This is a genomic window from Streptomonospora arabica (assembly GCF_039531585.1).
Classification (GTDB): Bacteria; Actinomycetota; Actinomycetes; order Streptosporangiales; family Streptosporangiaceae; genus Streptomonospora; species Streptomonospora halophila.
Genome location: NZ_BAAAQI010000008.1, coordinates 143,979 through 167,086, shown reverse-complemented (window position 1 = coordinate 167,086; position 23,108 = coordinate 143,979). Strand labels below are relative to the sequence as shown.

The following is a 23,108-nucleotide window of genomic DNA, read 5'->3' as shown; positions in this document are numbered from 1 at the left end:
CCGCCGGGTGGCGGGCGGCGCGCGCTCGGCGGGCCTATCCGGGGGAGAGCCGGGCGGCGGGTCCGGGGGCGCTTTCGGCGCGGTAGTCGTCCAGCACGGTGACGTGGTAGCGGACCGGGCCCTCGGCGGGGTCGGTGTCGGTGAAGGCGCGCTCCGCGTCGGCGCCGGTGACGGCGAGCAGGTGCGAGGCGTCGGCGAGGGCGCAGGGGTCGTCGCCCTCCCCGGGGACCCGGTACACGGCGTAGAACCGGGCGCCCTTGACCTTGTTCCAGCTCAGTCGGACCTCGCCGGAGGAGGTCCGTTCGGCGTCGAGCTCGGTGACGAGCGCGGGTGCGGAGCGGCCGCCGGAGTCGGCCGCCGGCGGCAGCGCCGGCCGGCTGTAGTACTCCTCGCCCACGGCGCCCATGGCCTTCTCGGCGCGGCCGGTCAGGTCGCTGATGGAGAAGTAGAGGTCGCCGCCGACCTCGCCGTGCTGGGCGTTGAGCTCGAGCTGGCGGGTCAGCGCGCCGCGGCCGCGGAAGCCCTTCTCGCCGACGCGGTAGGCCGCCTGGCCGATGTAGAGGTCGACGCCGGTGCCGGAGACCTGTTCGGACCACCAGGGGACCAGCTCGGCGTAGTCGGCGACGTCGTATCCGCGCGGCCAGTAGAGCTGGGGCACGATGTAGTCGACGGTGCCGTCGCGGATCCAGGCCAGGGTGTCGGCGTACTGGGCGCTGTAGGACTCCAGTCCCTCGGTGTCGGAGCCGGCGGGGTCGCTGTCGGCGTTGCGCCAGATGCCGAAGGGCGAGATCCCGAACCGCACCCAGGGCTTGGTTTGCTGGATGCGCTCGTCGACCTCGGAGACGAGGGTGTCGACGTTGTCGCGCCTCCAGTCGGCGCGGCTGTCGAAATCGCCGCCGTGGCGCTTGAAGCTGCGGTCGTCGTCGAACTTTTCGCCCTCGGCGGGGTAGGGGTAGAAGTAGTCGTCGAAGTGGACCCCGTCGATGTCGTAGCGGTCGACCACGTCGAGGACGACGTCGCCGACCCATTCGCGCACGTCGGGGTTGCCCGGGTCCAGGTAGCCCTGGTCGGCGTACTCGATCAGCCAGCCGGGGTGCTTGCGCGCCGGGTGGTCGGGGTCGAGGTTCTCCAGGTCGGGGTCCTTCCAGCCGACCCGGTAGGGGTTGAACCAGGCGTGCAGCTCGATGCCGCGCCGGTGGGCCTCCTCGACGGCGAAGGCGAGCGGGTCGTAGCCGGGGTCGCCGCCCTGCTCGCCGGTGAGGTAGCGGGCCCAGGGCTCCTTGGCGGAGGAGTAGAGGGCGTCGGCGGTGGGGCGCACGTGCAGGAAGACGGCGTTGAGGCCGAGGCCCTGGGCGCGGTCGAGCATGTCGCGCAGTTCCCGCTGCTGCTCCTCCCGGTCCAGCCCGGCCTCGGAGGGCCAGTCGATGTTGCGGACGCTGGCGATCCAGGCGCCGCGCATCTGGCGCTTGGGATGGGCGGGGTCGGCGGTGCAGTCGTCGGGGACGGGCATGGTGCCCCGCGCCTGCGGCGAGGCGGCGTCCTGGCCGGGGCCGGGGGCGGACCAGGGAACGCAGGCGCCCAGCAGCGGCATCGTGGCGGCCGCGGCCGCAATGCCGAGCAGCATCCGTCGCATATGTCCCTTTACCTCCCGGTCAATCCTCTTTAGACATTGCTGACAAGAATACGGGGCGGCGTTGACCGGCGTGTCACTTTCGGCCGAGACCGATCACGGCACGGCCGCGGCGCCGCGCGGCGGACCGCGAGCGGTTTCGACCGCATATCGGGTAAACCGCCGGTCACGGTCGGGTTTGGGACCGCAAGAACCTAGGATTGGCCGTTGTGAGGGCCACACCGAACCAGCAGCCGAGTCTGGCCGTGCGCACAGCGCCGCTGGAGGAGGACGGCGACCTCCTCGCGCGCCTGCCCGCGGCCGCGCCGCTGGCGTGGCTGCGCCGCGGCGAGGGGCTGGTCGGCTGGGGCGAGGCCGCCCGCGTCGACCTGCCCGCCGAGGCCGCGGCGCAGGGCACCGCCCGCTTCGCTGAGGCGGCCCGGGCGCTGCGGCGCCTGATGGACCGCGCCGAGGTCGACGACGGCGTGCGGGTGCCCGGAAGCGGCCCGGTGGCCTTCGGCGGCTTCACCTTCGACGCGCGCTCCGGCGGCTCCGCGCTGATCGTGCCGCGCGTGGTCGTGGGCCGGCGCGGCGGCCGGTCCTGGATCACCACGGCCGCCCCCGCCGGCGGGCCGCCCGGCGGGGATCCGCGTCCGGACGTCTCCGCGCCCGCGCCCGTGGGTCCGCTGTCGTGGAGCGCGGGAGTGCTGTCCGCCGACGCGTGGGGCGCCGCCGTGGGCGCCGCGGTCGAGCGCATCCGCGCCGGGGAGCTGGAGAAGGTGGTGATGGCACGCGACGTCGTCGCCGCGGCCGAGCGCCCCGTCGACGTCCGCACCCTGCTCGCGCGGCTGGCCCGCGACTACCCGGACTGCTACACGTTCTCGGTGGACGGCATGGTCGGCGCCACCCCCGAACTGCTGCTGCGCCGCGAGGGCGACGAGGTCGCCTCTCTGGTGCTGGCCGGCACCCGCCCGCGCGGCGCCTCGCCCGAGGAGGACGCGCGCCTGGCGGCGGAGCTGGAGGAGTCGGCCAAGGACCGCGAGGAGCACCGGTACGCGATCGACTCGCTGCGCGCCACGCTCGCCCCCCTGTGCGACGCGGTGGAGGCGCCCGAGCGGCCCCGGCTGCTGCGGCTGGCCAACGTCCAGCACCTCGCCTCGCCCACCCGGGCCCGCCTGCGGCCGGGGGTCTCGACCCTGGACGTGGTGGCGGCGATGCACCCCACCGCCGCCGTCGGCGGTACGCCCACGGCGGCGGCCGTGGAGATGATCCGCGAGCTGGAGGGCATGGACCGCGGCCGCTACGCCGGCCCGGTCGGCTGGATCGACGGCGCGGGCAACGGCGAGTTCGGCATCGCCTTGCGCTGCGCCCAGGTCCGGGACCGCCAAGCGCGGCTGTTCTCCGGCTGCGGCATCGTCTCGGGCTCCGACCCGCGGGCCGAGGTCGCCGAGTCCGAGTCCAAGCTGCGGGTCATGCGCGAGGCCCTGACCGACTGAGGTACCCCGCCCCGACCGGATACGCCCCGGGGGCGTGTTCGACGGGTGGCTGTCCTCCTGCGCGGAGCCCCGGCACCACTCCCACCGCGCTCTCCTGCGTCGGCGGGGGGCGGCCTCTATCGCAGCCGCGCCGGAAGAGCGGCGCTTCGCGCCCCGGGCCCGGGGCCGCACCCGCGTGCGCCGCCCGCAACGGAGGGACCCGTCGAACACGCCCCTAGTCGACGGCCTCGAAGTCGGCGAAGTCGAAGCCGGGCGAGACGAAGCAGCTGACCAGCGCCTCCTGGTCGGCCAGCGGATGCGCGGCCTGCCAGGTGCCGGCCGGGACGAGCGCCTGCAGCACCTGCCCGCCGTGGATGTCGGTGCCCAGGGTCAGGGTCCGCTCCTGCTCGGGGCGCTCCCCGCTGCCGCCCAGGGACAGCGCGAGCGGCCCGCCGCGGTTGAAGACCCACATCTCGTCGGAGCGCACCCGGTGCCAGCGCGACCGCTCGCCGGGGTTGAGCAGGAAGTGGATTCCGGTGGCGGTGGAGCGCTCGCCCGGGTAGCCCTCGGGCCGCACCCGGACCGCGGCGCGCCAGGTCTCGCCGAACCACCCGCCTTCGGGATGGGGCAGCAGGTCCAGCCGCTCGGCTGTGGCGCCCCGCTGATCGACCGAGACGAACACGCCCCGGGGGTCGCGGCGCAGATAGCGCACGCCGACCACCGCCTCGCGCGGGACGGGTCCGTAGATGTGCGGGAACAGGGCGTCGGCGGCCACGCCCGGCGGCGGGGCCGGTGACGCGGCCTCCCACCGCACCTCGGCGTCCAGCCGTTCGGTGTCGAGGACCAGGACCGCCTGGGGCTCGGCCGTCTCGGAGTAGAGGGCGTTGGCGACGGCGAGGACCGTGGCGTCGTCGGGTGAGGCGTGCACGAACCCCTCGGTTGCCAGCGACGCCGGCGCGATCGCCCCTTCGCCGTCGCGCCAGGTGGCGAAGTCCGTCATGTGCAACAAATACCGCATGGTGGGCAAAGCTAGCAGAGCGGCGCCGCGCCCGGAGCGGGCGCGGCGGGGCGGGGCTCAGTCCTCCAGCGCGGCCTCGACGGCCTGCTGCACGGTGCGGCGCAGCGCGGCGGAGTCGGCGCGGCCGGTACACACCTCGACGATCCGCAGCCCCTCCCCCAGCAGCGCCTTGGGCAGGTCGGAGGCCCACTCCAGGTGCGTGTAGGGCACGTCGGCCATCTGGGCCACCCGCTCCATCGAGACCCCGTGCGGCGTACCGAACAGCCGCTCGAAGCGGGGGTGGCCGGCCTGTTCGAGGCCGGAGAAGATGCCGCCGCCGTCGTTGTTGACCGCCACCAGGGCCAGGTCCGGGCGCGGCTCGCCGGGGCCCAGCACCAGGCCGTTCTGGTCGTGCAGCATCGCCAGGTCGCCCAGCAGCGCGTAGCCGCCTCCGCCGCCCGCGCGCTGGTGGGCCAGCGCCGCGCCTACGGCAGAGGAGACCGTGCCGTCGATCCCGCTGACCCCGCGGTTGCCGATGATCCGCGCGCCGCACCGCGCGCTCATCGCCGCGTCGAGGTCGCGGATGGGCATGCTCGACCCGGCGAACAGCAGCGTGCCGTTGGGGGCCTGAGCGGCCAGGTCGCGCGCGAGGCGGATCTCGCTGAGGGCCTCCTCGGCATCGAGGACGCCGTCGACCGCGGCGCGCGCCCGGCGCTCGGCCTCCTGCCAGGAGCGCGCCCATCCGGTGTCGGGCCGGGCGCCGGCGGGCGCGGCGACGGCCGGGACCGTGTCGGTGGCGGTGCGCACGGGGTCGGCGAAGCGGCCCGTGCCCACCGCGAAGTGCCGCTCGGCGCGGCCCAGGTAGGCCAGCAGCTGGCGCGAGAGCCCGGGGCGCCCCGCGGTCACCACCAGCTCCGGCTCGTGCTCGGCCGCGAACCGGGGGGAGGCCAGCAGATGGCGGTAGGCCGAGACCGCGTCGCCGCGGCGCGCGTTGGAGGTGGGCTCGGCCAGCAGCGGCCAGCCGGTCTGCGCGGCCAGGGCGAGGTAGGGGATCGGGTCGTAGTCGCCGTCGCCGCAGACCACCACACCGCGCTCCACCGCCGGCAGCTCCACCGGCTCGGGGCCGCGGGGCGCCGCGTGCCGCGCGATCCACGGCCGTCCCGACGGGCGCCCGATCAGCGGCTCCGGCCAGTCGTCGGCGGCCGCCAGGGCCTCGGCGACGGGGTCGGCGGCCGACGGGGACTCGCCCGGCGCGGGCAGCGCCGTCTCGGGCACGAGCGGCTCGCGGAAAGCGAGGTTGAGGTGCACGGGCCCGGGGCGCTCCGTGCCGGCCGCCGACCACGCGCGGCAGGCCAGCGACCTCCAGTAGGCGGTCATGCCCGCGACCGGTTCGGGGGTGCCCACCTCGGTGAACATCCGCACGGCCGAGCCGAACAGGCCGATCTGGTCCACCGTCTGGTTGGCGCCGGTGCCGCGCAGCTCCGGGGGGCGGTCGGCGGTGAGGACGAGCAGCGGCACGCCGCTCTCGTCGGCCTCGAGCACGGCGGGGTGGAAGTTGGCCGCCGCGGTCCCCGAGGTGCACACCAGTGCGGCCGGGAGGCGCTGTGTGCGGGCCAGGCCGACGGCGAGGTAGGCCGCCGACCGCTCGTCGACCCGGACGTGCACGCGGACGTCCGGGTGGGCGGCCAGGGCCAGCGCCAGCGGAGTGGAGCGCGACCCCGGCGCGACGACGGCCTCGGACAGCCCGCACCGGGCCAGTTCGTCGACGAGGACGCGCGCCAGAGCGGTAGACGGGTTCATGCGGTCTCTCTAGTTCGTCAAAGTGTGGACAAGTGTCGGCGCACCCGCCGGGGCCCCGCCCCGGGTCCGCGAAACGGTACGCCCGCCCGCGCATCGGCCGGCTCGGCGCCGCGGCGCGCCGGAAGGCGTCCGGACCGTGTCGGCGCGACGTAAACGCCGGGTCTCGCGTCGTGCAACGGACCGCGGCTCGGTGTTCGTCCTCCCAGGCCGAAGAACCACCCCGAGTGTGACCGGAATCGCCATACCCGCGCTGCCGGAATCGGCGGAGGCGCCGGGGCGCACTGCTCCGCCTCGTCGTCCCCCTCCCCCGTCGGCGCGGCGCGCCTTCCTCTCCGAAGGGGGTACCCGATCTCACGCGTTCAACCGGGGGAGCGGAAAAACTCGGTCAATCTCCGCCCGCCCGCGGACCGGGGCCGCTCACCGGCGCCCGGCGTGCTCGGCGGCCCGGGCCCGGCGCAGCCAGGGTTCGGTTCCCGCCTCGACGGCGGCGAGCCGGTGCTCGTCGACCGCGGGCCGGCGCACCGGGATGCAGCCGTCGTCCTCGGGCAGCAGCGGATCGGCGGTGACGTCGGCTTCGAGCAGGCGCATCGTCGCCAGGCCGCAGGCGTAGGGCAGCTCGGGCAGCGCCGCGGCCAGCGCCACGCCGGCCGCCAGGCCGACCGAGGTCTCCACGGCGCTGGAGACCACCACCGGCAGGCCGCAGGCCGCGGCCACCTCCAGCGCGGACCGCACGCCGCCCAGCGGCTGCACCTTGAGCACGACGATGTCGGCGGCGCCGGCGGCGCGCACCCGCACAGGGTCCTCGGCACGCCGGATCGACTCGTCGGCGGCGACGGGCACCCGGCTGCGGCGGCGCACCTGCGCCAGCTCCTCCAGACTCGCGCAGGGCTGCTCCACGTACTCCAGGTCGAACCGCGCCAGCTCGGCCAGCATCCGCACCGCGGTGTCGACGTCCCAGCCGCCGTTGACGTCGATGCGCACCCTGCCGCCGGGGCCGATCGCGTCGCGCACCGCCTCGACCCGCACGATGTCGTCGGCCGGGCCCTGCCCGGCCTCGGCGACCTTCACCTTGGCCGTGGAGCACCCGCCCTCGGCCACGATGCGGGCCGCCTGCTCGGGCCCCACAGCGGGGACCGTGGCGTTGACGGGGACCCGGTCGCGCACGGGGGCGGGCCAGCCCAGGTCGGCGGCCTCGCGGCAGGCCGCCCACCACCGGGCGCACTCGGGGGGCCCGTACTCGGGGAAGGGCGAGAACTCGCCCCAGCCCGCCGGCCCGCGCACCAGCAGTCCCTCGCGCACGTCCAGCCCCCGGAACCGGGTGCGCATGGGTATCGCGTATGCGCGCGCCTCGGCCGTGCCGCTGTGGCCCAAACCGCCTCCCGCCGGGGTGTGCCTGCCTGCTCGTGTGTGCCGGGCCGCCGGGACCCGGCGCCCGGCCGCGATCCCGGGTCCGCACCGTCCGGCCGCCGGCCCTCGCGCGGCGCCGGTGCGGACGCACGCCTCCTAGGGGCGGCGCGGGAAGCGGTCGAACTCCGGGCGCCGCTTCTCCTTGAAGGCCTCGCGGCCCTCCTGGGCCTCTTCGCTCATGTAGTAGAGCATCGTCGCGTCGCCGGCGAACTGCTGCATGCCCGCCGCCCCGTCGCTGACCGTGTTGATCGCGCCCTTGACCATGCGCAGGGCCAGCGGGGACTTCTCGAGCATCTCCCGGGCCCAGGCGACGGTCTCCTCCTCCAGCCGCTCCAGCGGGACGACGGTGTTGACCAGCCCCATCTCGCGCGCCTCCTCGGCGGAGTACTGACGGCAGAGGTACCAGATCTCGCGCGCCTTCTTCAGTCCCACCGTCTGGGCCAGCAGCCACGAGCCGTACCCGCCGTCGAAGGAGCCGACCTTGGGACCGGTCTGGCCGAACCTGGCGTTGTCGGCGGCGACGGTCAGGTCGCAGCAGACGTGCAGCACGTGGCCGCCGCCGATGGCGTACCCGGCGACCATGCAGATGACCGGCTTGGGCAGGCGCCGGATCTGCACCTGCAGGTCGAGCACGTTCAACCGGCCGATGCCCTGGCGGGCCACGGCGTCGTCGTCCGAGCCGATGTAGCCGTCGTCCCCGCGGATCTTCTGGTCGCCGCCGGAGCAGAACGCCTTGTCGCCGGCGCCGGTGAAGATGATCACGCCGACCCGGGAGTCGTCGCGCGCGGCGTTGAAGGCGTCCTGGAGCTCGAAGAGGGTCTGCGGCCGGAACGCGTTGTGGCGCTCGGGCCGGTTGATCGTGATCTTGGCGATCCCCTCGGCGGTCTCGTAGATGATGTCGGCGTACTCGCCCGACCGCTGCCACTCCACGCCACTCACGACTGCCGTCATCTCCTTCACTGCGTTTTCCGGCTGGGGCCGAGGGTCCGGCCGGCCGGCGCGGCGGCACAGGGCCGCTTCCGCGCCCGGACCCGTCGGAGGCCAACCCTAATCGCTCCGGCACGCACCGGAGCACGGCCCACCACCGCTTTCGCCGCAATCCCGGCGCACCCGCGGCGGCCCCGGCTCCGCGCACTCCGGTGGGCGGCGCTAACCTTGGCGGACGTGGCGAACCGACCGCTTCAGGCGGTGCTGGGCCTGGAGCCCGCACTGCTCACCGACCTGCTCCGCGACTCCCTGAACGGGCACGGCCCGGCCCTGCTGCCGCTCGACCCCGCGCTGCCGCGGCCGCGCCTGGAGTCCGTCCTGGCGGCGATGCGGCCCGCATCGCTGCGCACCCCCGAGGGCGTCACCGAACTGGCCGGGGCCCGCGGCACCGGCGAGGACGTCGCGCTGACCATCGCCACCTCCGGCTCGACCGGCACGCCCAAGGGCGTGGAGCTGACCGCCCCGGCCCTGCTGGCATCGGCCCGCGCCTCACTGCGGCGCATCGGCGCCCGGAACGGCGACCGGTGGCTGTGCGTGCTGCCGCACGCCCACATCTCCGGGCTGCTGGTGCTGGTGCGCTCCCTGGTCGCCGGCGCCGAGCCGCTCATCCAGCCCTTCGCCACCGAGACGGCCCTGCTCGCCGCCGACCGGCACCGCCCGCACGTCTCGCTGGTGCCCACCCAGCTGCACCGGCTGGTGGACGCGGGCGCCGACCTGTCGCGCTTCGGCGCCGTGCTGGTCGGCGGCGCCGCCGCCCGACCCGGCCTGCTGGCCGCGGCGCGCGCCGCCGGCGGCCGGGTCGTCACCACCTACGGCATGAGCGAGACCTGCGGCGGATGCGTCTACGACGGCGAACCGCTGGACGGCGTGGGCGTGCGCCTCGACGACACCGGCCGCATCCTGCTGGGCGGGCCGGTCCTCTTCGCCGGCTACCGGCTGGACGCCGAGGCCACCGCCGCCGCCGTCGAGCGGGACGCGGACGGCACGCGGTGGCTGCGCACCGGCGATCTGGGACGGTTCGACGGCGACGGGCGGCTGGCCGTGCGCGGGCGGCTGGACGACGTGGTCAACACCGGCGGCCACAAGGTCGTCCCCGCCGAGGTCGCCGCACTGCTGATGGAGATGGACTCCGTCGCCGACGCCGCCGTGGTGGGCCGCCCCGATTCCGAGTGGGGCGAGCGCGTGACCGCGGTCGTCGTCCCCGCCGACCCAGCTGCCCCGCCCGGCCTGGAGGAGGTCCGCACGTGGGTGGGCGCCCGCATGCCCCGCTACGCCGCACCGCACGAGGTGGAGATCCGCACCAGTCTCCCCCAGCTGACCTCGGGAAAGACCGATCTCGCCGCCCTGCGCCGGGGCCCTGTACAGCGAGATTGACGCGTTCGCCCGCGGGCAGGATGATCGGTGACCGCGATCTTTCGTAACGGATCCGCCTCATGGGGGAACTTCGCACGCCGGACAGGCGTCTACCAAGGCACCGAATCCAACCCCTCGCGAAGGAGGTCGGCGGTGCGGAACGGCCGGCACCGGCCCCGCGGACGCCGCTGCGCCGCTCGCAGCACATCGGGCGTTGTCCGCGGACGTCCTTACCAGCTCGACGGAGCCGCCTGCGCCGCATCGGGTCGTGAGCCAGACCACGTCCCGCGAGATCCAATCGAGACCGGGAACATTTGACTCTCTGACACGTTAGACATAGTGGCGTGCGAACACGGCGGACTCCATACCGCCACGCGCCTGACGTCTTGGAAGGGAGGGAGGTGCCTTCATGTCGCGCACTGCCCTAGCCACTTCTCCCACGGTGGCGGAGACCGCAGACGGCAAGGATGTCGCGTCCGCGTCTCTGGACGAGCTGATCACCAGGGGGCGCTCCCAGGGACACCTGTCCCTTGGGGAGCTTCGCGCCGCGTTCTCCGCGGCGGGCATCAGCCCGGCCGACGGCCGCTCCATCCTGCGTGAACTCGCCGACGCCGGCGTGCGGCTCGCCAACGGGGGCGGCGACGCCGCGGTGGAGTCCGTCGACGCCGACGCCGAGGACGAAGCGCTCGAGGAGGCTCTCGACACCGCACCCCGGGAGGCCGCCGAGGCCAAGTCCGAGGATAGCGAAACACTGCCCTCGCCCGCCCACGAGCCGGAGGGCCCCGAGGCCGACCTCGACGACCAGTCTCCGGCGATGGGCGACTCCGTCCACACCTACCTCAAGGCTATCGGCCGGCGCCAGCTGCTGACGGCCGAGGAGGAGGTCGACCTCGCCAAGCGGATCGAGGCCGGGCTCTACGCCGAGTACCGCCTGGGCACCATCGAGGACTCCCCCGGTCCCGAGGACCTCACCGAGGCCGAGCACGAGGACCTCACCGAGATCGCCGAGGACGGCCGGCGCGCCAAGCAGCACATGCTGGAGGCCAACCTCCGGCTGGTCGTATCGGTCGCCAAGAAGTACAGCGACCGCGGCATGTCGCTGCTGGACGTGGTCCAGGAGGGCAACCTGGGCCTGATCCGGGCCGTGGAGAAGTTCGACTACACCAAGGGCTTCAAGTTCTCCACCTACGCCATGTGGTGGATCCGCCAGGCTATACAGCGCGGCTTCGCCGACTCGGCCCGCACCATCCGGCTGCCCGTGCACGTCCTGGAGCTGCTCAGCAAGGTGAGCCGGCTGGAGCGGGACATGCACCAGACCCTGGGCCGCGAGCCCACTCCGGAGGAGCTGGCCAAGGAGCTGGACAAGACCCCGACCCAGATCGAGGAGCTGCTGCGGGTCACCCGTCAGCCCATCAGCCTCGACTCGACCATCGGGGAGGACGGCGAGACCCGTATAGGCGATCTCATCGAGGACATCGACGCCTCGGAGGCCTCCGAGGTGGTCGACCGCCAGCTGATGGCCGACCAGCTCCGCCGTGCGCTGGACGACCTCGAACCGCGCGAGGCGACCATCATGTCGCTGCGGTTCGGACTGATGGACGGCCGCCCGCGCACCCTGGACGAGATCGGCAAACACCTCGGTCTGACCCGCGAGCGCATCCGGCAGCTGGAGAAGCAGTCGCTGTCGAAGCTGCGGCACCCGAGCCGCGCCCAGCAGCTGCTCGACTTCGCGAGCTGACCGGCCCGCCTGTCGCCGCCCGCGTCAGGCCCGACCCTGACCCCGTGCCCGCCCTCGTGCGGGCACGGGGTCTTTGCGCGCACCGCGCCCGCGCGGGGGCGGACCCGGCGGGGCCGGGCCCGGCCCCGCGTCCGTGTCAGGGGACCCCTGATGTTCCCCCCGACTTCCCGCCGAAGGGGTGCCGATCGCCCCGCCGCGGGAGACTATGTGGACATGGCCGACGACATATCCCCCGCGACCGCCCGCTCCGCGCCCCCGACCGCCGACTCCCCCGCACCCGCTCCCACGGGCGGCGCCGGCGCCGGTGCTCCCGGCGCCGACATCGCGGACTCGCTGCGGGCCGCGCGGGAACTGGGCCCCGACTACGACGACGCGATCGCCGCCGCGATCGTGGAACGGCTCGACAGGGCCGTCGACGAGCGGGTCGGGCACCGCCTCGCCGAGACGGGGGGCGACGCGCAGGCCCCGGGCCGCACCCCGGACGGCAACGATCGGGCGTGGTCCGACCCGCGCCTGGTCATGGGACTGCTGGGGATGTGCTTCGTGATCCCCTTGTCCGCGATCGCCGGCAGCTTCATGGGCGCCCCCGGAGTCATCCTGGCCTGGGTGGGGACCCTGCTGTTCTATCTGGTCAGCGTCATCGGAATCCGGCGCTGACCGGAGGCGCAGGGGCTCCTCAGCCGCGCAGCGCCGCGCGGACGATGTCGAGCGCCTCCGTCGGGTCCAGCCCGAGCTTGGCGATGACGTCGGCGTAGCTGCGGGCCGCCGAGACCGCCTCGGCGCGCTGGGCGTCGCCGTCGGCGGCGATGTAGGTGCCCGAGCGGCCGCGGGTCTCGACCACGCCGGCCTGCTCGAGCTCGCGGTAGGCGCGCGCGACGGTGTTCACGGCGACGGAGAGGGTCTCGGCCAGCGCCCGCACCGTCGGCAGCTTGTAGCCGACCGGCAGCTCGCCTTTGGCGGCCGCGTTGGCCACCGCCGCCCGTATCTGCTCATACGGGGGAACCTTCGACGTCGGGTCGATCCGGATCGCGTCCGGCATCCTCGCCCCCACTCCCTGTAACCTGCGGTACCTCCGGCGTGCGCGCAACGCCTGCTCCGATCCTCCCACCGGTACGCAAGGCGCGCACGTCGTCAGCCCGCCACGGGGCTCCGCGGCAGGCGCTCGACTCCGTGCAGGCGGTGGTTCTCGCGAGCGGTCAGCAGCCGCTCGGCGGTCTCGGTGGCGTGGCGCACCTCGGGTGTGGCCAGCCGCTTGCGGCGGTGGATCCGGTCGGTGTAGCCGCGCGGGCCGATCAGCACCCGCTCGTGCGCGTAGGCGGCGCGCATCGCCTCGGTCAGTGCGGTGTCCAGCGCGACGCCGCGGCGGTGCAGCTCCTCGATCGCGGCGTCGGAGCGCTGCGCCTCGAAGAGCCGCTCCTCGGCCGCGGCGACCTCGCGGATCAGCTCCGGAAGCCGCTCGGCCCGGGTCCGGTCCTCGGAGTGCTGCTTGCGCGCGGTGTCGTCGGGCTTCCGCTTCAGCAGGGCCATATTCGCTCCCGTGGTGTGATCGGGTGGTCAGGGGACGGGCCGAGCTTATCGGCCATCCCACTCTAGAGGTGGGCAAGATCACCTGGCGAGCGCGCCCGTGTCTCCGGCGCCGCCTTTACATAGTAATCCTAGGATCGGGACGTGAGCCGAAACAACGCCGGCCTCAGCGCCGACCGCATCATCAGCGAGGCCCTGCGCATCATCGACGGCCAGGGCCTGCGCCGGTTGACCATGCGCCGCCTGGGCGACGCCCTGGAGGTGGAGGCCATGGCGGTCTACCACCACTTCCCGCTGGGAAAGGAGCAGCTCTTCGACGCGATCGTCGCCCATATCAGCGACGTGACCCGCGGGCAGCCGGGCGCGGCCGGAGAGGAGGCCGCGGACCCCGGTGAGGACGGCGAGAGCACCGCCGGGGCCGCAAAGGAGGACGGCGCCCCGGCCGACGGGCGCCCGTGGGACGAGCGGCTGCGGGAGTGGGCGCTGGACTACCGCCGCGCACTCCTGGCCCACGCCCAGGCGCTGCCCCTGTTCATCCACCGCCGCCCCGACACCGAGGCCGCCCTGCGCACGCTGGAGCTGCACTACGCCGCCTTCGCCGAAGCCGGGCTCAGCGGCGACCGGGTCGTCCAGGCCGCCGCGGCGCTGGACTCCTACGTGACCGGCGCCGTCATCCACGAGGTCCGCGCCGACGGCCTGCCGGCCCGGGACCCGGCGACCGTCGACGGCCGGTTCCCGCACGCGGCGGCGCTGGAGGGGGTGCGGCTCGACCCCGAGCGGCGGTTCACCGACGGCCTCGACGCCCTCCTGCACTCACTGCGCCCCTAGTCCTCCTCCCCCGTCCGCGAGCGCCGCCCGGCGGCGCCGACGCGGCCGCGTCGGAGCGGGCTCGTCGACGGCCCGCGGCCGGGGCGCCCTCGGCTTTCCGCCCGGGTTCGCTGGAGCGGCTCGGAGGGGTCCGGCAGCGCCGCCCCGCCGACCGCCGCCAGGGGCCGCATCCGCCGCCCGCCAGGTCAAGGCGCCAGGCCCCGCTCCTGAGCGGCGATGGCCGCCTGCACGCGGCTGCGCAGGCCGAGCTTGGCCAGGACCCGGCTGACGTGGGTCTTGGCGGTCGGCTCGGTGATTCCCAGGCGCCGGGCGACCTGGCGGTTGGACAGGCCCTCGCCCACACAGGCCAGCACCTCGCGTTCGCGGGGCGTCAGCTCCGCCAGGGCGGACGCGGCCGGGCGCTCCCACCCGCCCGGGTCGGACCTGTCCCCGGGCGTATCCGCGCGCTCGGCGGGCGCGCCGGCGGTAGGCGCGCCCGCGAACTCCCGGATGAGCCGGCGCGTCACGGCCGGGGCTATCATGCCCTCGCCGCGCGCGACCACCCGCACCGACTCGATCAGGCCGTCAGCGTCGACGTTCTTCAGCAGGAACCCCGCGGCACCGGCGCGCAGCGCGCCGAACACGTACTCGTCGAGGTCGAAGGTGGTCAGGATGAGCACGTCGGTGCCCGTGCCGACCAGCTCACGGGTGGCCGCGATCCCGTCCTTGCGCGGCATCCGCACGTCCATCAGCACGAGGTCGCAGCCGGTGCGGCGGGCCGCCGCCACCGCCTGCTCGCCGTCGGCGGCCTCGGCGGCCACCTCGATGTCGGGCGCGGACTCCAGGATCATCACCAGGCCCGAGCGCACCGCCCACTGGTCCTCGGCCACCACGACACGGATCACCGCACACCGCCCCCTTCGCCGGTGCGGCCGCCGGCCGCACCCTCCGCCGTATCCGCGCCGCCCGGGCGCTCCACCGGGTCCGCCCCGCCGACCGGCGCCCGCCGGCCCACCCCGGGCCGCCGCTCGTCGGGTGCGAGCGGGATCTCGGCGCGCACGCGCCAGACCCGCCCGTCCACCGGGCCGGCGCTGAACCGGCCGCCGAGCAGCTGCACCCGCTCGCGCATCCCGGTCAGCCCCGCGCCCGCGCCGTGGCCGTCGAGCACTCCGGGCTCGCGCGCGCCCCGCCCGGCGAGGCCGTTGCTGACCGTCAGCAGCAGCAGGTCCCCGCCGCCGCTCACGCCGCCCCTCGGGCCGTGGCCGCCTCCTGTGCCGTCCCCGGCGCCAAAGCCGCCCTCGGAGAAGTCCACGACGACCTCGACCCGCATCGGGTCGGCGTAGCGCATGGCGTTGGTCAGCGACTCCTGCAGCACCCGGTAGGCCGCGGAGTCGGCGCGCTGCGGCAGCGGGCGGTCGCGCCGGGTCCAGGCGACGTCGATCTCCAGCCCGGCCTCCCGTGCGTCGGCCAGCAGGCGGTCGGCGTCGGCCAGCCGGGGGGTAACCGCCTCCAGCTCCGGTGCCTCCCGCGCACCGCGCAGCACCCCGATCATGGCCCGCAGGTCGGTGAGGCCCCGCAGGCTGCTGTCGCGGATCACGCCCAGGATGCGGCGGGTCCGCTCGGGGTCGGACTCACGCATGGACAGCGCCGCCGTCGACTGGACGGCGACGGCGCTGAGGTGGTTGGCGACCACGTCGTGCAGTTCGCGCGCCACCCGCCCGCGCTCCTCGGCCACGGCGTGGCGGCGGTCCAGCTCGGCCATCTGCTCGATCCGGCGCGCCCGCTCGCGCTCCAGGCTTGTGCGCAGCCGGTGCTCGCGCACGCTCGTCCCGCTGATCGTCGGACTGCCGAAGCCCAGCACGTACAGCCCGATACCCTGTGCGATCACCAGCGGTCCGCCGCGCAGGGCGCCGTTGGCCGCGGCGAACACGAGCAGCGCGAACACGACGGCCCCGCCGGCGCACACGGCCGCCAGCACGCCGTTGGCGAGCCTGCGCCGCCCCCAGACGCACGCCGCGTAAAGCGCTTCCCCGTAGTTGATGACCACGGCGCTGGAGGGCCCCACGGCCGCGTCGGCCGCCAGCACGAGGGTCGCCGCCGCCAGGACCGCCCCGGGGGCCGTGCGGCGGAAGACCACGAGTGTGCAGCTGACGGCCAGGGTGACCAGCATCCACCGCGGGTCGAGACCGCCGTCGCGGTGGGTGTAGGCGCCCACGCCCCACAGCGCCGCGCCCAGGGCGAACAGGAATGCGGCCCACAGGGCGCTGCCGAGGTAGGCGCGTCCGCCCAGGATCGGGCGGTCGAGCAGCTCGCGGCCCGGCAGTCGTCCTCTCACGGCTCCCATCCCAGCACGCGGCGGGCGCGGATGCGTACATCGAAGGTGGTAGGACGATCTCCCCGCCGCCGACGATCCGCCCGCGCCGGGTGCGCCCGCATGCTGGAGGCCGCCCGGTCCCGGTACCCGCCGGGCCGCGAAGCCGGGTTCCGCGAGGACGGGGGAAGCATGGTCACAGGCGCGATCCTGGCGGTCGAGGCGCTGTTCTGGGTGTTCGTGGTGGGCGGGCTGGCGGCCCGCTACCTGGCGCGCGCCACGCGGCTGAGCACCGTACTGCTGCTGCTCGTGCCGGTACTGGACGTGGTCCTGCTGGCGGTGATCGCCGTCCATCTGAGCCTGGGCGGCACGGCCGACCGCTCCCACGGCTTCGGTGCGCTGTACCTGGGCTTCACCGTTGCCTACGGCCACACCGTCATCCAGTGGGCGGACGTGCGCTTCGCCCACCGCTTCGCCGGCGGCCCGCCTCCCCCGCGCCCGCCCAAGGCCGGCGCGCCGGCGGTGCGGCGCGAGGCGGCGGCGTGGCTGCGGTGCGTGGCGGCCTGCGCGATCGGCGCGGGCGTGCTGGCCGGGCTGATCCTGTTCGTCGGCGACGCCGAGCGCACAGCGGCGCTGCAGGACTCGTTCGCCATCGTGCGCGTGGTGCTGGCCGGGCACACCCTGATCTCCGTGTGGGTCATCGGAGAGGCGGCGCGCTCGCGGCGGAAGGACGGGCAGAGCCCCGGCGCGGCGGCCGATCGGCGCGCCGGGAGCCGGAGCTGACACCGAGCGCACCCGCGTGCGCCGCGGCGTGCGGGCAGCGGAGCCCGCACGCCGCGGCGCGTGCGCGGTCGTGGGCGGCTAGGCCGCCGTGGACCGGTGGCGCAGCTCGGCGCGGCGCGCGCGGTGCTTCTTGGCCTCGACCGGGTCGAGGACCGGGGCCGCCGCCAGCAGCTCGCGGGTGTAGTCGTGCTGGGGCGCCTCGTAGACGGCGTCGCTGTCGTTCAGCTCGACGACCTCGCCCTTGCGCATGACCGCCACCCGGTCGCTGACCTGGCGGACCACGGCCAGGTCGTGGGCGACGAAGATGTAGGTCAGGTCGAAGTCGTCCTGGAGCTCGTCCAGCAGGCGCAGCACCTGGTCCTGGGTCGAGACGTCCAGCGCCGAGACCGGCTCGTCGCAGATGACCAGCTTGGGCCGCAGGATGAGGGCGCGGGCGATGGCGATGCGCTGGCGCTGACCGCCGGAGAACGCGTGCGGGAAGCGGTTGTAGTGCGAGGCCTCCAGCCCGACGCGCTCCAGCAGCTCCTGGACCTTGCGCTGGATCTCCTTGGTGTTGTTCTCGCCCTGCACCCGCAGTCCGGCGCCGATGCTGTCGCCGATGGTCACGCGCGGGTTCAGCGACGAGTACGGGTTCTGGAAGATCATCTGGATGTCGCGGCGCAGCGGGCGCAGCTTGCGCTCGGCCAGCCGGGTGATGTCGCGTCCCTCGAAGAGGATCTGCCCGGAGGTGGGGGTGAGCAGCCGGGTGATCATCCGCGAGAGGGTGCTCTTGCCGGAGCCGGACTCGCCCACGATGCCCAGCGTCTCGCCCTGGTGCAGGTCGAAGGAGACGTCGTCGACGGCGTAGAAGTCGCTGGCCCGCCCCAGCAGGCCGCCGCGGACCTTGAAGCTCATGCGGGCGTTGCGCACCGACAGCAGCGGCGCGTCCGCGGACTCGTCGCTCTTCTCGGGCTTGGCGGTGGCCCCGGTGCGCTGCTGGGCGGAACCGCCGTCGGCGGCGCCGGCGCGCCGGCGCGCCTCGTGCGCCTTCTTCGCCTGCTCACCCAGCCCCTCGGAGGCGGGCTGCTCGCGCTCGGCGCGCACCTGTGCGCGGCGCTGCGCGCGGGACATGTCCACCCGCGGCACCGCCGCCAGCAGCGACTTGGTGTAGGGGTGCTCCGGATCGGCCAGCACGCGGCGCACGTCGCCGCGCTCGACGATGTCGCCGTTCTGCATCACCAGCACCTCGTCGACCGAGCCCGCCACCACCGCGAGGTCGTGGCTGACCAGGATCAGCGACATGCCGAGGTCGCTGCGCAGATCGTCGAGCAGGTCCAGGATCTGGGCCTGGACGGTGACGTCGAGGGCGGTGGTGATCTCGTCGGCCAGGAGCACCGTCGGGTCGCACATGAGGCCCATGGCGATCAGGGCGCGCTGGCGCATGCCGCCGGAGAACTCGTGCGGGTAGGAGTTGATGCGCTTGGCCGCGTTGGGGATGCCCACCCGGTCCAGCGACTCGACCGCGCGCTTGCGGGCGTCGGCGCTGGAGACGCCGGGGCGGTGCACCTTCAGCGCCTCGATGAGCTGGTTGCCGATGGTGTACTGCGGGTGCAGCGACGACATCGGGTCCTGGAAGACCATCGCGATGTCGTTGCCCCGCATGTCGCGCACCTCGGTGTCGCTCGCGGTGCCGAGGTTCTTGCCGGTGACGGTGATGTCCCCGGTGACGTCGGCGTTGGTGCCGCGGTGCAGACCCATCAGTGCCAGGGACGTTGCGCTCTTGCCGGACCCGGACTCGCCGACGATGCCGATCGCGCCACCCTTGGGGACCTCGAAGGAGATCCCGTCGACCGCGGTGATCCGGCCCTCCAGGGTGGGGAATGTGATCCGCAGATCGTTGACGCTGACGACCGGATCGGTCATGGCCGCCTCACCTTCGGTGCGTTTCGCCGTTGTGTGCGTGTTTGCGGTACTCGACATGCTCGCCTCCCCTGCCTCAGACGCCCACGCGCACGCGGGGGTCGACCCAGGCGTAGAGCACGTCGACGATCAGGTTGCAGACGACCACGAACACCGCGGTGAACATGGTGACCCCCAGGACCACCGGCAGGTCGTTGCCGCGGATCGCGTCGACGGCGAACTTGCCCAGTCCGGGTAGGGAGAACGTGCTCTCGGTGAGCACCGCGCCGCCCAGCATGAGGCCGAAGTCCAGGCCGAAGATGGTGATGATGGGAGTCAGCGCGGCGCGCAGGCCGTGCTTGGTGACGACCTTGCGCTCGGGCAGCCCCTTGGCGCGGGCGGTGCGGATGAAGTCCTCGCCCATGGTGTCGAGCATCCCGGCGCGGGTCAGCCGCGCGTACATCGCGGCGTAGAGGAACGCCAGGGTGATCCACGGCAGGACGAGGGCGTGCGCCCACGCCAGCGGGTTGGCGGTGAAGTCGGTGTAGCTGCCGCCCGGCGGGAAGATCGGCCAGTAGTAGCTGAACAGCGCCAGGGACACCAGACCGGTGAAGAAGATCGGCAGCGACACCCCGGCCAGCGCGGTCATCATCGCGGCGCGGTCCAGCGCGGAGCCGCGGCGCAGAGCGGAGAGCACGCCGATGGACACGCCGGCGACCACCCAGATGACGGCGGCGCCGATCGCGAGGGAGCCGGTCACCGGCAACCGGTCGAGCAGCTGCGGCCAGACCTCGGTGTTGGTCTTGAAGGAGTAGCCGAAGCACGGGGAGTCGCAGTGGATGACGTCGGTCCCGCTGTCGTACTCCTGGCCCATCACCAGTCCGGAGACGAACTCCCAGTACTGCACGGTGATCGGCTCGTCCAGATTCAGCCGCTCCTTGACCGCGGCGATCGCCTCGGGGCTGGGCGACTTGCCGATGTAGCGGGCCGCCAGAGCGTCGGAGTCGATGCCGGCGAGCCGGGGCACCAGGAAGAAGATCGCGAAGACGACCATGGTGACCACGAGCAGCAGGACGACGCCCGCGGCCAGGCGGCGGAAAATGTATCGGATCACAGCGGGCGGCCGAAGCCTTCACCTGCCTTGCTACACGAGTGAGGTATGCCGGGGGCGCGGGCTGGCTTGTGGCTGCCCGCGCCCGATCTCGGACCGGGGTCGGCCCCCGCGCGCGGCGGGGGCCGACCGGGGGTGCTAGTTCTGCTCCAGCCCCAGCGCGGAGTAGTCGTACATCTTGTACGCCTCGCTGAAGTAGACGTTGCTCAGGCTCTCGGGCCGGTAGAGCAGCGCCTTCTGGTTCAGGTAGGGCAGGAACGTGGCCGACTCCATCGCCAGGGCGTTGACGTCGGCGTAGATCTTCTCGCGGGCCGCGGGCTCCTCGGTGACCGCGGCCTCGTCGAGGAGCTCGTTGACCTCCGGGTCGTCCAGCTCGGAGAGGTTGGAGTTGCCGGCCGGCTTGATGGAGTCGCCGTGCATGATCTGCGACATGAAGCCGTAGCCGGAGGGCCAGTCGGCACCCCAGCCGTAGGCGATGATGCCCAGCTCCTCGCGCTTGACGAACTCCGGCGAGCCCGCCTGCTCACTGGTGTAGGTGCCCGCCGGGTAGCCCTTCAGGTCGGTCTTGATGCCGTACTTCTGCAGGGCCTGCTGCAGGGCCTCGGCGGTCTTCTTCTCCTTGTCGCGGTCGGAGCGGTAGGAGATGTTGGTGGAGAAGCCGTCGGGCATGCCGCACTCTTCGAGGGCGGCCTCGGTCTTCTTCTTGCTGCCCTTGTGGCCCTTGGTGCCGTAGGGGTCGATGTCCTTGTAGCCCGGGATCGAGGGCGGCAGCATGTTGGTCGCGATGTCGCCGGCGATGGAGCCGCCCCAGGCGCCCTGCATGGCGGTCTTGTCGGCGGCGTAGAGGATCGCCTCGCGGCAGGCCTTCTTGTCGAAGGGCTTCACGTTGGGGTTGATCGCGAAGTAGAGCAGGAACCCGGTCTGCGGGTTGTCGGCGTTGGCCTTCAGCTCTTCGCTGCGCAGGATGTCCTGGCGGGCGGAGGCCTCGACACCCAGGCCGGCGACGTCGACGTGCAGGTCGCCGTTGATCAGGCGCTTGTCCCGGTCGTTCTCCTCCTGCTTGAACTGCACCTGGACCTTGTCCGGGCGGTTGCGGGTCAGGGGGTCGGTCTCGGGGTCGTACTCCTCGTTGCGGACGAGGTTGAGCTGCTGGCCGGGCGTCCACTCGCTCTCGAACTTGTAGGGCCCGCTGGAGACGACGTTGGTCTGGTACTGGTCACCGGTGTCGGCGTCGGCCGGCACCGGAGCCGTCTGCGGCATGGCGGCCAGGTAGTCGAACTCCGCGAACGGCTTCTTGAGGTGGAACTCGATCGTCCGGTCGTCGGGGGTGGTGACGCCCTTGAAGTTGTCGAGGTTGTCGTCCTTGTAGGGACCCTCGTAACCGCCGGCGTCCAGCAGCTGGAAGAAGTAGTTCGGGCCCTTGTTCAGCACCTCGGGGGCGAAGTTGCTGCGCGCGATGGCGTACTTCACGTCCTCGGACGTGATCTTGGAGCCGTCCTGGAACTTCAGGCCCTTCTTGAGGGTGTAGGTCCAGGTCAGGCCGTCGTCGCTGACCTCGCCGAGGTCGGTGGCCATGTCCGGGATCGGCTCCTGGCCCTTGTCGCCCGGCTTCTGGGGGTAGGTCACCAGGGTGCGCGCGTAGTAGCGCGTGAAGTCCCAGTTGGCGGCGTAGTAGGTGTTGCCGGGGTCCAGCGAGTCGAACTGGTCGGAGTGGGCGTACTTGAGGGTGCCGCCCTGCTCCGTGCTCTTGTCGACGATGCTGCTGATTGCGGAGTCGTCGACGGAGATGTCGCTGCTACCGCCGTTGTCGTTTCCACCGCCGCCTCCGCAGGCGGTCAGGAGCATCGCCACCGATGTGCCGGCGGCGGCGAGGCCCAGCCATTTCTTGCTCACTGGCGTTTGCCTTTCTCTACGCGAACAGTGGTGCGGGCACCGATCGGGTGCTCGGACACCTGGGGTGATTCATGGTGGGGTCAGGACTGGGTGCGGGGGTCGAGCGCGTCGCGCAGACCGTCACCGAAGAGGTTGAACGCCAGCACCGTCAGGAAGATCGCCAGACCGGGGGCGAGCATGAAGTTCGGCGCGGAGTCGTAGTAGTCGACCGCTTCGGAGAGCATGCCGCCCCACGTGGCCGTGGGCGGCTCGACGCCCACGCCGAGGAAGGACAGCGCGGCCTCGAAGAGGATGTTGGTGGGGATCAGCAGAGTGGAGTACACCAGGATGGGCGCCACCAGGTTCGGCAGCAGCTCCTTGCGCAGGATGTAGAGGTTGCTCGCCCCGAGGCTGCGCGACGCCTCGACGAACTCGCGTTCGCGGAGGCTCAGCGTCTGGCCGCGGATGATGCGGCCGATGTAGGGCCAGTTGAAGAACCCGATGATGAACACCAGGATCGCGATGCGCAGGGCTTGGTCCTGGAGGCCGAACGCGGCGTCGGGCAGCACGCCCACGAGCGCCATGGCGAACAGCAGCAGCGGGAAGGCCAGGAAGATGTCCATCAGGCGGCTGATCGCGGCGTCGACCCAGCCGCCGAAGTAGCCGGCGATGATGCCCATGATCGTACCGAGGACCACCGAGACGAGGGTGGCCAGAAAGCCGATGAGCATGGAGATCCGGGCGCCGTAGACGATGCGGCTGAAGACGTCGCGTCCGGTCACCGGCTCGACGCCGAAGAGGTAGTCGCCGCTCATGCCGCCCATGCCGCCGAGGGGCATGCCGAGGGCGGGGTCGATCATCTCCCGGTTCCACTGGTTCGGCGGATGGCCGAACAGGCCGACGATCACGGGCGCGAACAGCGCCACGAACGCCATCAGGACGACGAAGGCGCCGCCGGTCATCGCGACCTTGTCCTTGCGGAGCCGCATCCAGGCGATCTGGCCCAGGGACCGGCCGCGGTCGCGCACGCCGCCCTTCTGGGCGACCGCGTCGGGATGGGCCTCCTCGGCCCCGCCCGGTACGTCCAAAGGCGCGGTCATAGCACCACTACTCCCCCACTAGTCCCGCTCTGTGCGGCGGCACAGTCTTCTCCGTTCGGATTCGCCGGCGATACCCGGCACACCCGTGCGACGGCGCGACCGGTGTGCGCGCACGCCTGGATTCCGTGCTGGCACGTGCCGCGGAGGGTGACTCCATGGCCCGTGTGTGACGGACGTGACCGTCGAACCCGTAAACCGTGGACATATGCACCGTTACCGTCGGCCCGACGCGGCACGGCGATTAATGTACGCCGCAATTCAGCACCGAACGTCCAATATCCGGCGATGTATCCCAATCGTGACGTCAGCACCACAGATCCGTCACTCGGCGCGAACTGACGTTGCGCAGCGATGCC

19 protein-coding genes are annotated in these 23,108 nt (G+C 73.3%); 6 read left to right on the top strand and 13 right to left on the bottom strand.

Annotation, left to right across the window (positions count from 1 at the left end):
• Positions 1 to 34: 34 nt before the first annotated feature.
• Positions 35 to 1,624, bottom strand: a complete 1,590-nt coding sequence (locus ABD284_RS15385; protein WP_386699663.1) for a glycoside hydrolase family 10-like protein — start codon at positions 1,622 to 1,624, stop codon at positions 35 to 37.
• A 206-nt stretch (positions 1,625 to 1,830) separates the two neighbouring features.
• Here ABD284_RS15385 and ABD284_RS15380 point away from each other — a divergent pair, with 206 nt between their 5' ends.
• Entirely contained in the window at positions 1,831 to 3,105 is a 1,275-nt protein-coding gene (locus ABD284_RS15380; RefSeq protein WP_344143790.1) for an isochorismate synthase, read from the top strand.
• 214 nt (positions 3,106 to 3,319) lie between these two features.
• Here the strand turns inward: ABD284_RS15380 and ABD284_RS15375 are convergent, their stop codons facing one another.
• The 4 genes from ABD284_RS15375 to menB form a co-directional block, all read right to left on the bottom strand.
• Positions 3,320 to 4,102, bottom strand: coding sequence for a cupin domain-containing protein (locus tag ABD284_RS15375; RefSeq protein WP_344143788.1), 783 nt, complete (start codon positions 4,100 to 4,102; stop codon positions 3,320 to 3,322).
• Between the two features lie 57 nt (positions 4,103 to 4,159).
• The gene (menD, locus tag ABD284_RS15370; protein ID WP_344143786.1) at positions 4,160 to 5,881 is read right to left on the bottom strand and encodes a 2-succinyl-5-enolpyruvyl-6-hydroxy-3-cyclohexene-1-carboxylic-acid synthase; all 1,722 of its coding nucleotides are present in this window, start codon (positions 5,879 to 5,881) and stop codon (positions 4,160 to 4,162) included.
• 417 nt (positions 5,882 to 6,298) lie between these two features.
• Complete coding sequence (locus ABD284_RS15365) at positions 6,299 to 7,252, bottom strand: o-succinylbenzoate synthase (protein WP_344143784.1); 954 nt, start codon at positions 7,250 to 7,252, stop codon at positions 6,299 to 6,301.
• Positions 7,253 to 7,384: 132 nt separating this feature from the next.
• A complete protein-coding gene (gene menB, locus ABD284_RS15360; protein ID WP_344143781.1) occupies positions 7,385 to 8,239 on the bottom strand; it encodes a 1,4-dihydroxy-2-naphthoyl-CoA synthase in 855 nt (284 codons plus the stop codon).
• Positions 8,240 to 8,452: 213 nt separating this feature from the next.
• Between menB and ABD284_RS15355 the strand changes: the two genes are divergently transcribed.
• The 3 genes from ABD284_RS15355 (at position 8,453) to ABD284_RS15345 (ending at position 12,023) form a co-directional block, all read left to right on the top strand.
• Positions 8,453 to 9,649, top strand: coding sequence for an AMP-binding protein (locus ABD284_RS15355; protein ID WP_344143779.1), 1,197 nt, complete (start codon positions 8,453 to 8,455; stop codon positions 9,647 to 9,649).
• Positions 9,650 to 10,037: 388 nt separating this feature from the next.
• The gene (locus ABD284_RS15350) at positions 10,038 to 11,366 is read left to right on the top strand and encodes an RNA polymerase sigma factor (protein WP_344143776.1); all 1,329 of its coding nucleotides are present in this window, start codon (positions 10,038 to 10,040) and stop codon (positions 11,364 to 11,366) included.
• Positions 11,367 to 11,579: 213 nt separating this feature from the next.
• The gene (locus ABD284_RS15345; RefSeq protein ID WP_344143774.1) at positions 11,580 to 12,023 is read left to right on the top strand and encodes a hypothetical protein; all 444 of its coding nucleotides are present in this window, start codon (positions 11,580 to 11,582) and stop codon (positions 12,021 to 12,023) included.
• A 19-nt stretch (positions 12,024 to 12,042) separates the two neighbouring features.
• On the opposite strand, the gene ABD284_RS15340 is transcribed toward ABD284_RS15345, so the two are convergent.
• Both ABD284_RS15340 and ABD284_RS15335 read right to left on the bottom strand, forming a co-directional pair.
• Positions 12,043 to 12,405: a GntR family transcriptional regulator gene (locus ABD284_RS15340; protein ID WP_344143771.1), complete on the bottom strand. Its 363-nt coding sequence runs from the start codon at positions 12,403 to 12,405 to the stop codon at positions 12,043 to 12,045.
• 92 nt (positions 12,406 to 12,497) lie between these two features.
• Positions 12,498 to 12,893 (bottom strand): hypothetical protein, encoded by a 396-nt coding sequence (locus tag ABD284_RS15335; RefSeq protein WP_344143769.1) that lies wholly within the window; start codon positions 12,891 to 12,893, stop codon positions 12,498 to 12,500.
• Between the two features lie 141 nt (positions 12,894 to 13,034).
• Here ABD284_RS15335 and ABD284_RS15330 point away from each other — a divergent pair, with 141 nt between their 5' ends.
• A complete protein-coding gene (locus ABD284_RS15330) occupies positions 13,035 to 13,718 on the top strand; it encodes a TetR/AcrR family transcriptional regulator C-terminal domain-containing protein (protein ID WP_344143767.1) in 684 nt (227 codons plus the stop codon).
• A gap of 185 nt (positions 13,719 to 13,903) precedes the next feature.
• Here the strand turns inward: ABD284_RS15330 and ABD284_RS15325 are convergent, their stop codons facing one another.
• Positions 13,904 to 14,602 carry a response regulator gene (locus tag ABD284_RS15325; RefSeq protein WP_344143764.1) on the bottom strand — a complete coding sequence of 233 codons (699 nt, stop codon included), beginning with the start codon at positions 14,600 to 14,602 and terminating at the stop codon, positions 13,904 to 13,906.
• Complete coding sequence (locus ABD284_RS15320) at positions 14,599 to 16,041, bottom strand: sensor histidine kinase (RefSeq protein ID WP_386699664.1); 1,443 nt, start codon at positions 16,039 to 16,041, stop codon at positions 14,599 to 14,601. Before ABD284_RS15320 ends, ABD284_RS15325 begins: the two co-directional genes overlap by 4 nt.
• A gap of 159 nt (positions 16,042 to 16,200) precedes the next feature.
• On the opposite strand from ABD284_RS15320, the gene ABD284_RS15315 reads away from it, so the two are divergent.
• Positions 16,201 to 16,791: a hypothetical protein gene (locus ABD284_RS15315; protein WP_344143760.1), complete on the top strand. Its 591-nt coding sequence runs from the start codon at positions 16,201 to 16,203 to the stop codon at positions 16,789 to 16,791.
• Positions 16,792 to 16,869: 78 nt separating this feature from the next.
• Here ABD284_RS15315 and ABD284_RS15310 read toward each other — a convergent pair whose 3' ends face one another.
• The 4 genes from ABD284_RS15310 to ABD284_RS15295 all read right to left on the bottom strand — a co-directional run bounded on the left by ABD284_RS15310 (position 16,870) and on the right by ABD284_RS15295 (position 22,752).
• Positions 16,870 to 18,693, bottom strand: a complete 1,824-nt coding sequence (locus ABD284_RS15310) for an ABC transporter ATP-binding protein (RefSeq protein WP_344143758.1) — start codon at positions 18,691 to 18,693, stop codon at positions 16,870 to 16,872.
• A gap of 73 nt (positions 18,694 to 18,766) precedes the next feature.
• Positions 18,767 to 19,783, bottom strand: coding sequence for an ABC transporter permease (locus ABD284_RS15305; protein WP_344143755.1), 1,017 nt, complete (start codon positions 19,781 to 19,783; stop codon positions 18,767 to 18,769).
• Positions 19,784 to 19,918: 135 nt separating this feature from the next.
• Complete coding sequence (locus ABD284_RS15300; RefSeq protein ID WP_344143753.1) at positions 19,919 to 21,673, bottom strand: ABC transporter substrate-binding protein; 1,755 nt, start codon at positions 21,671 to 21,673, stop codon at positions 19,919 to 19,921.
• An 80-nt stretch (positions 21,674 to 21,753) separates the two neighbouring features.
• A complete protein-coding gene (locus ABD284_RS15295) occupies positions 21,754 to 22,752 on the bottom strand; it encodes an ABC transporter permease (RefSeq protein WP_344143751.1) in 999 nt (332 codons plus the stop codon).
• Positions 22,753 to 23,108 lie beyond the last annotated feature (356 nt).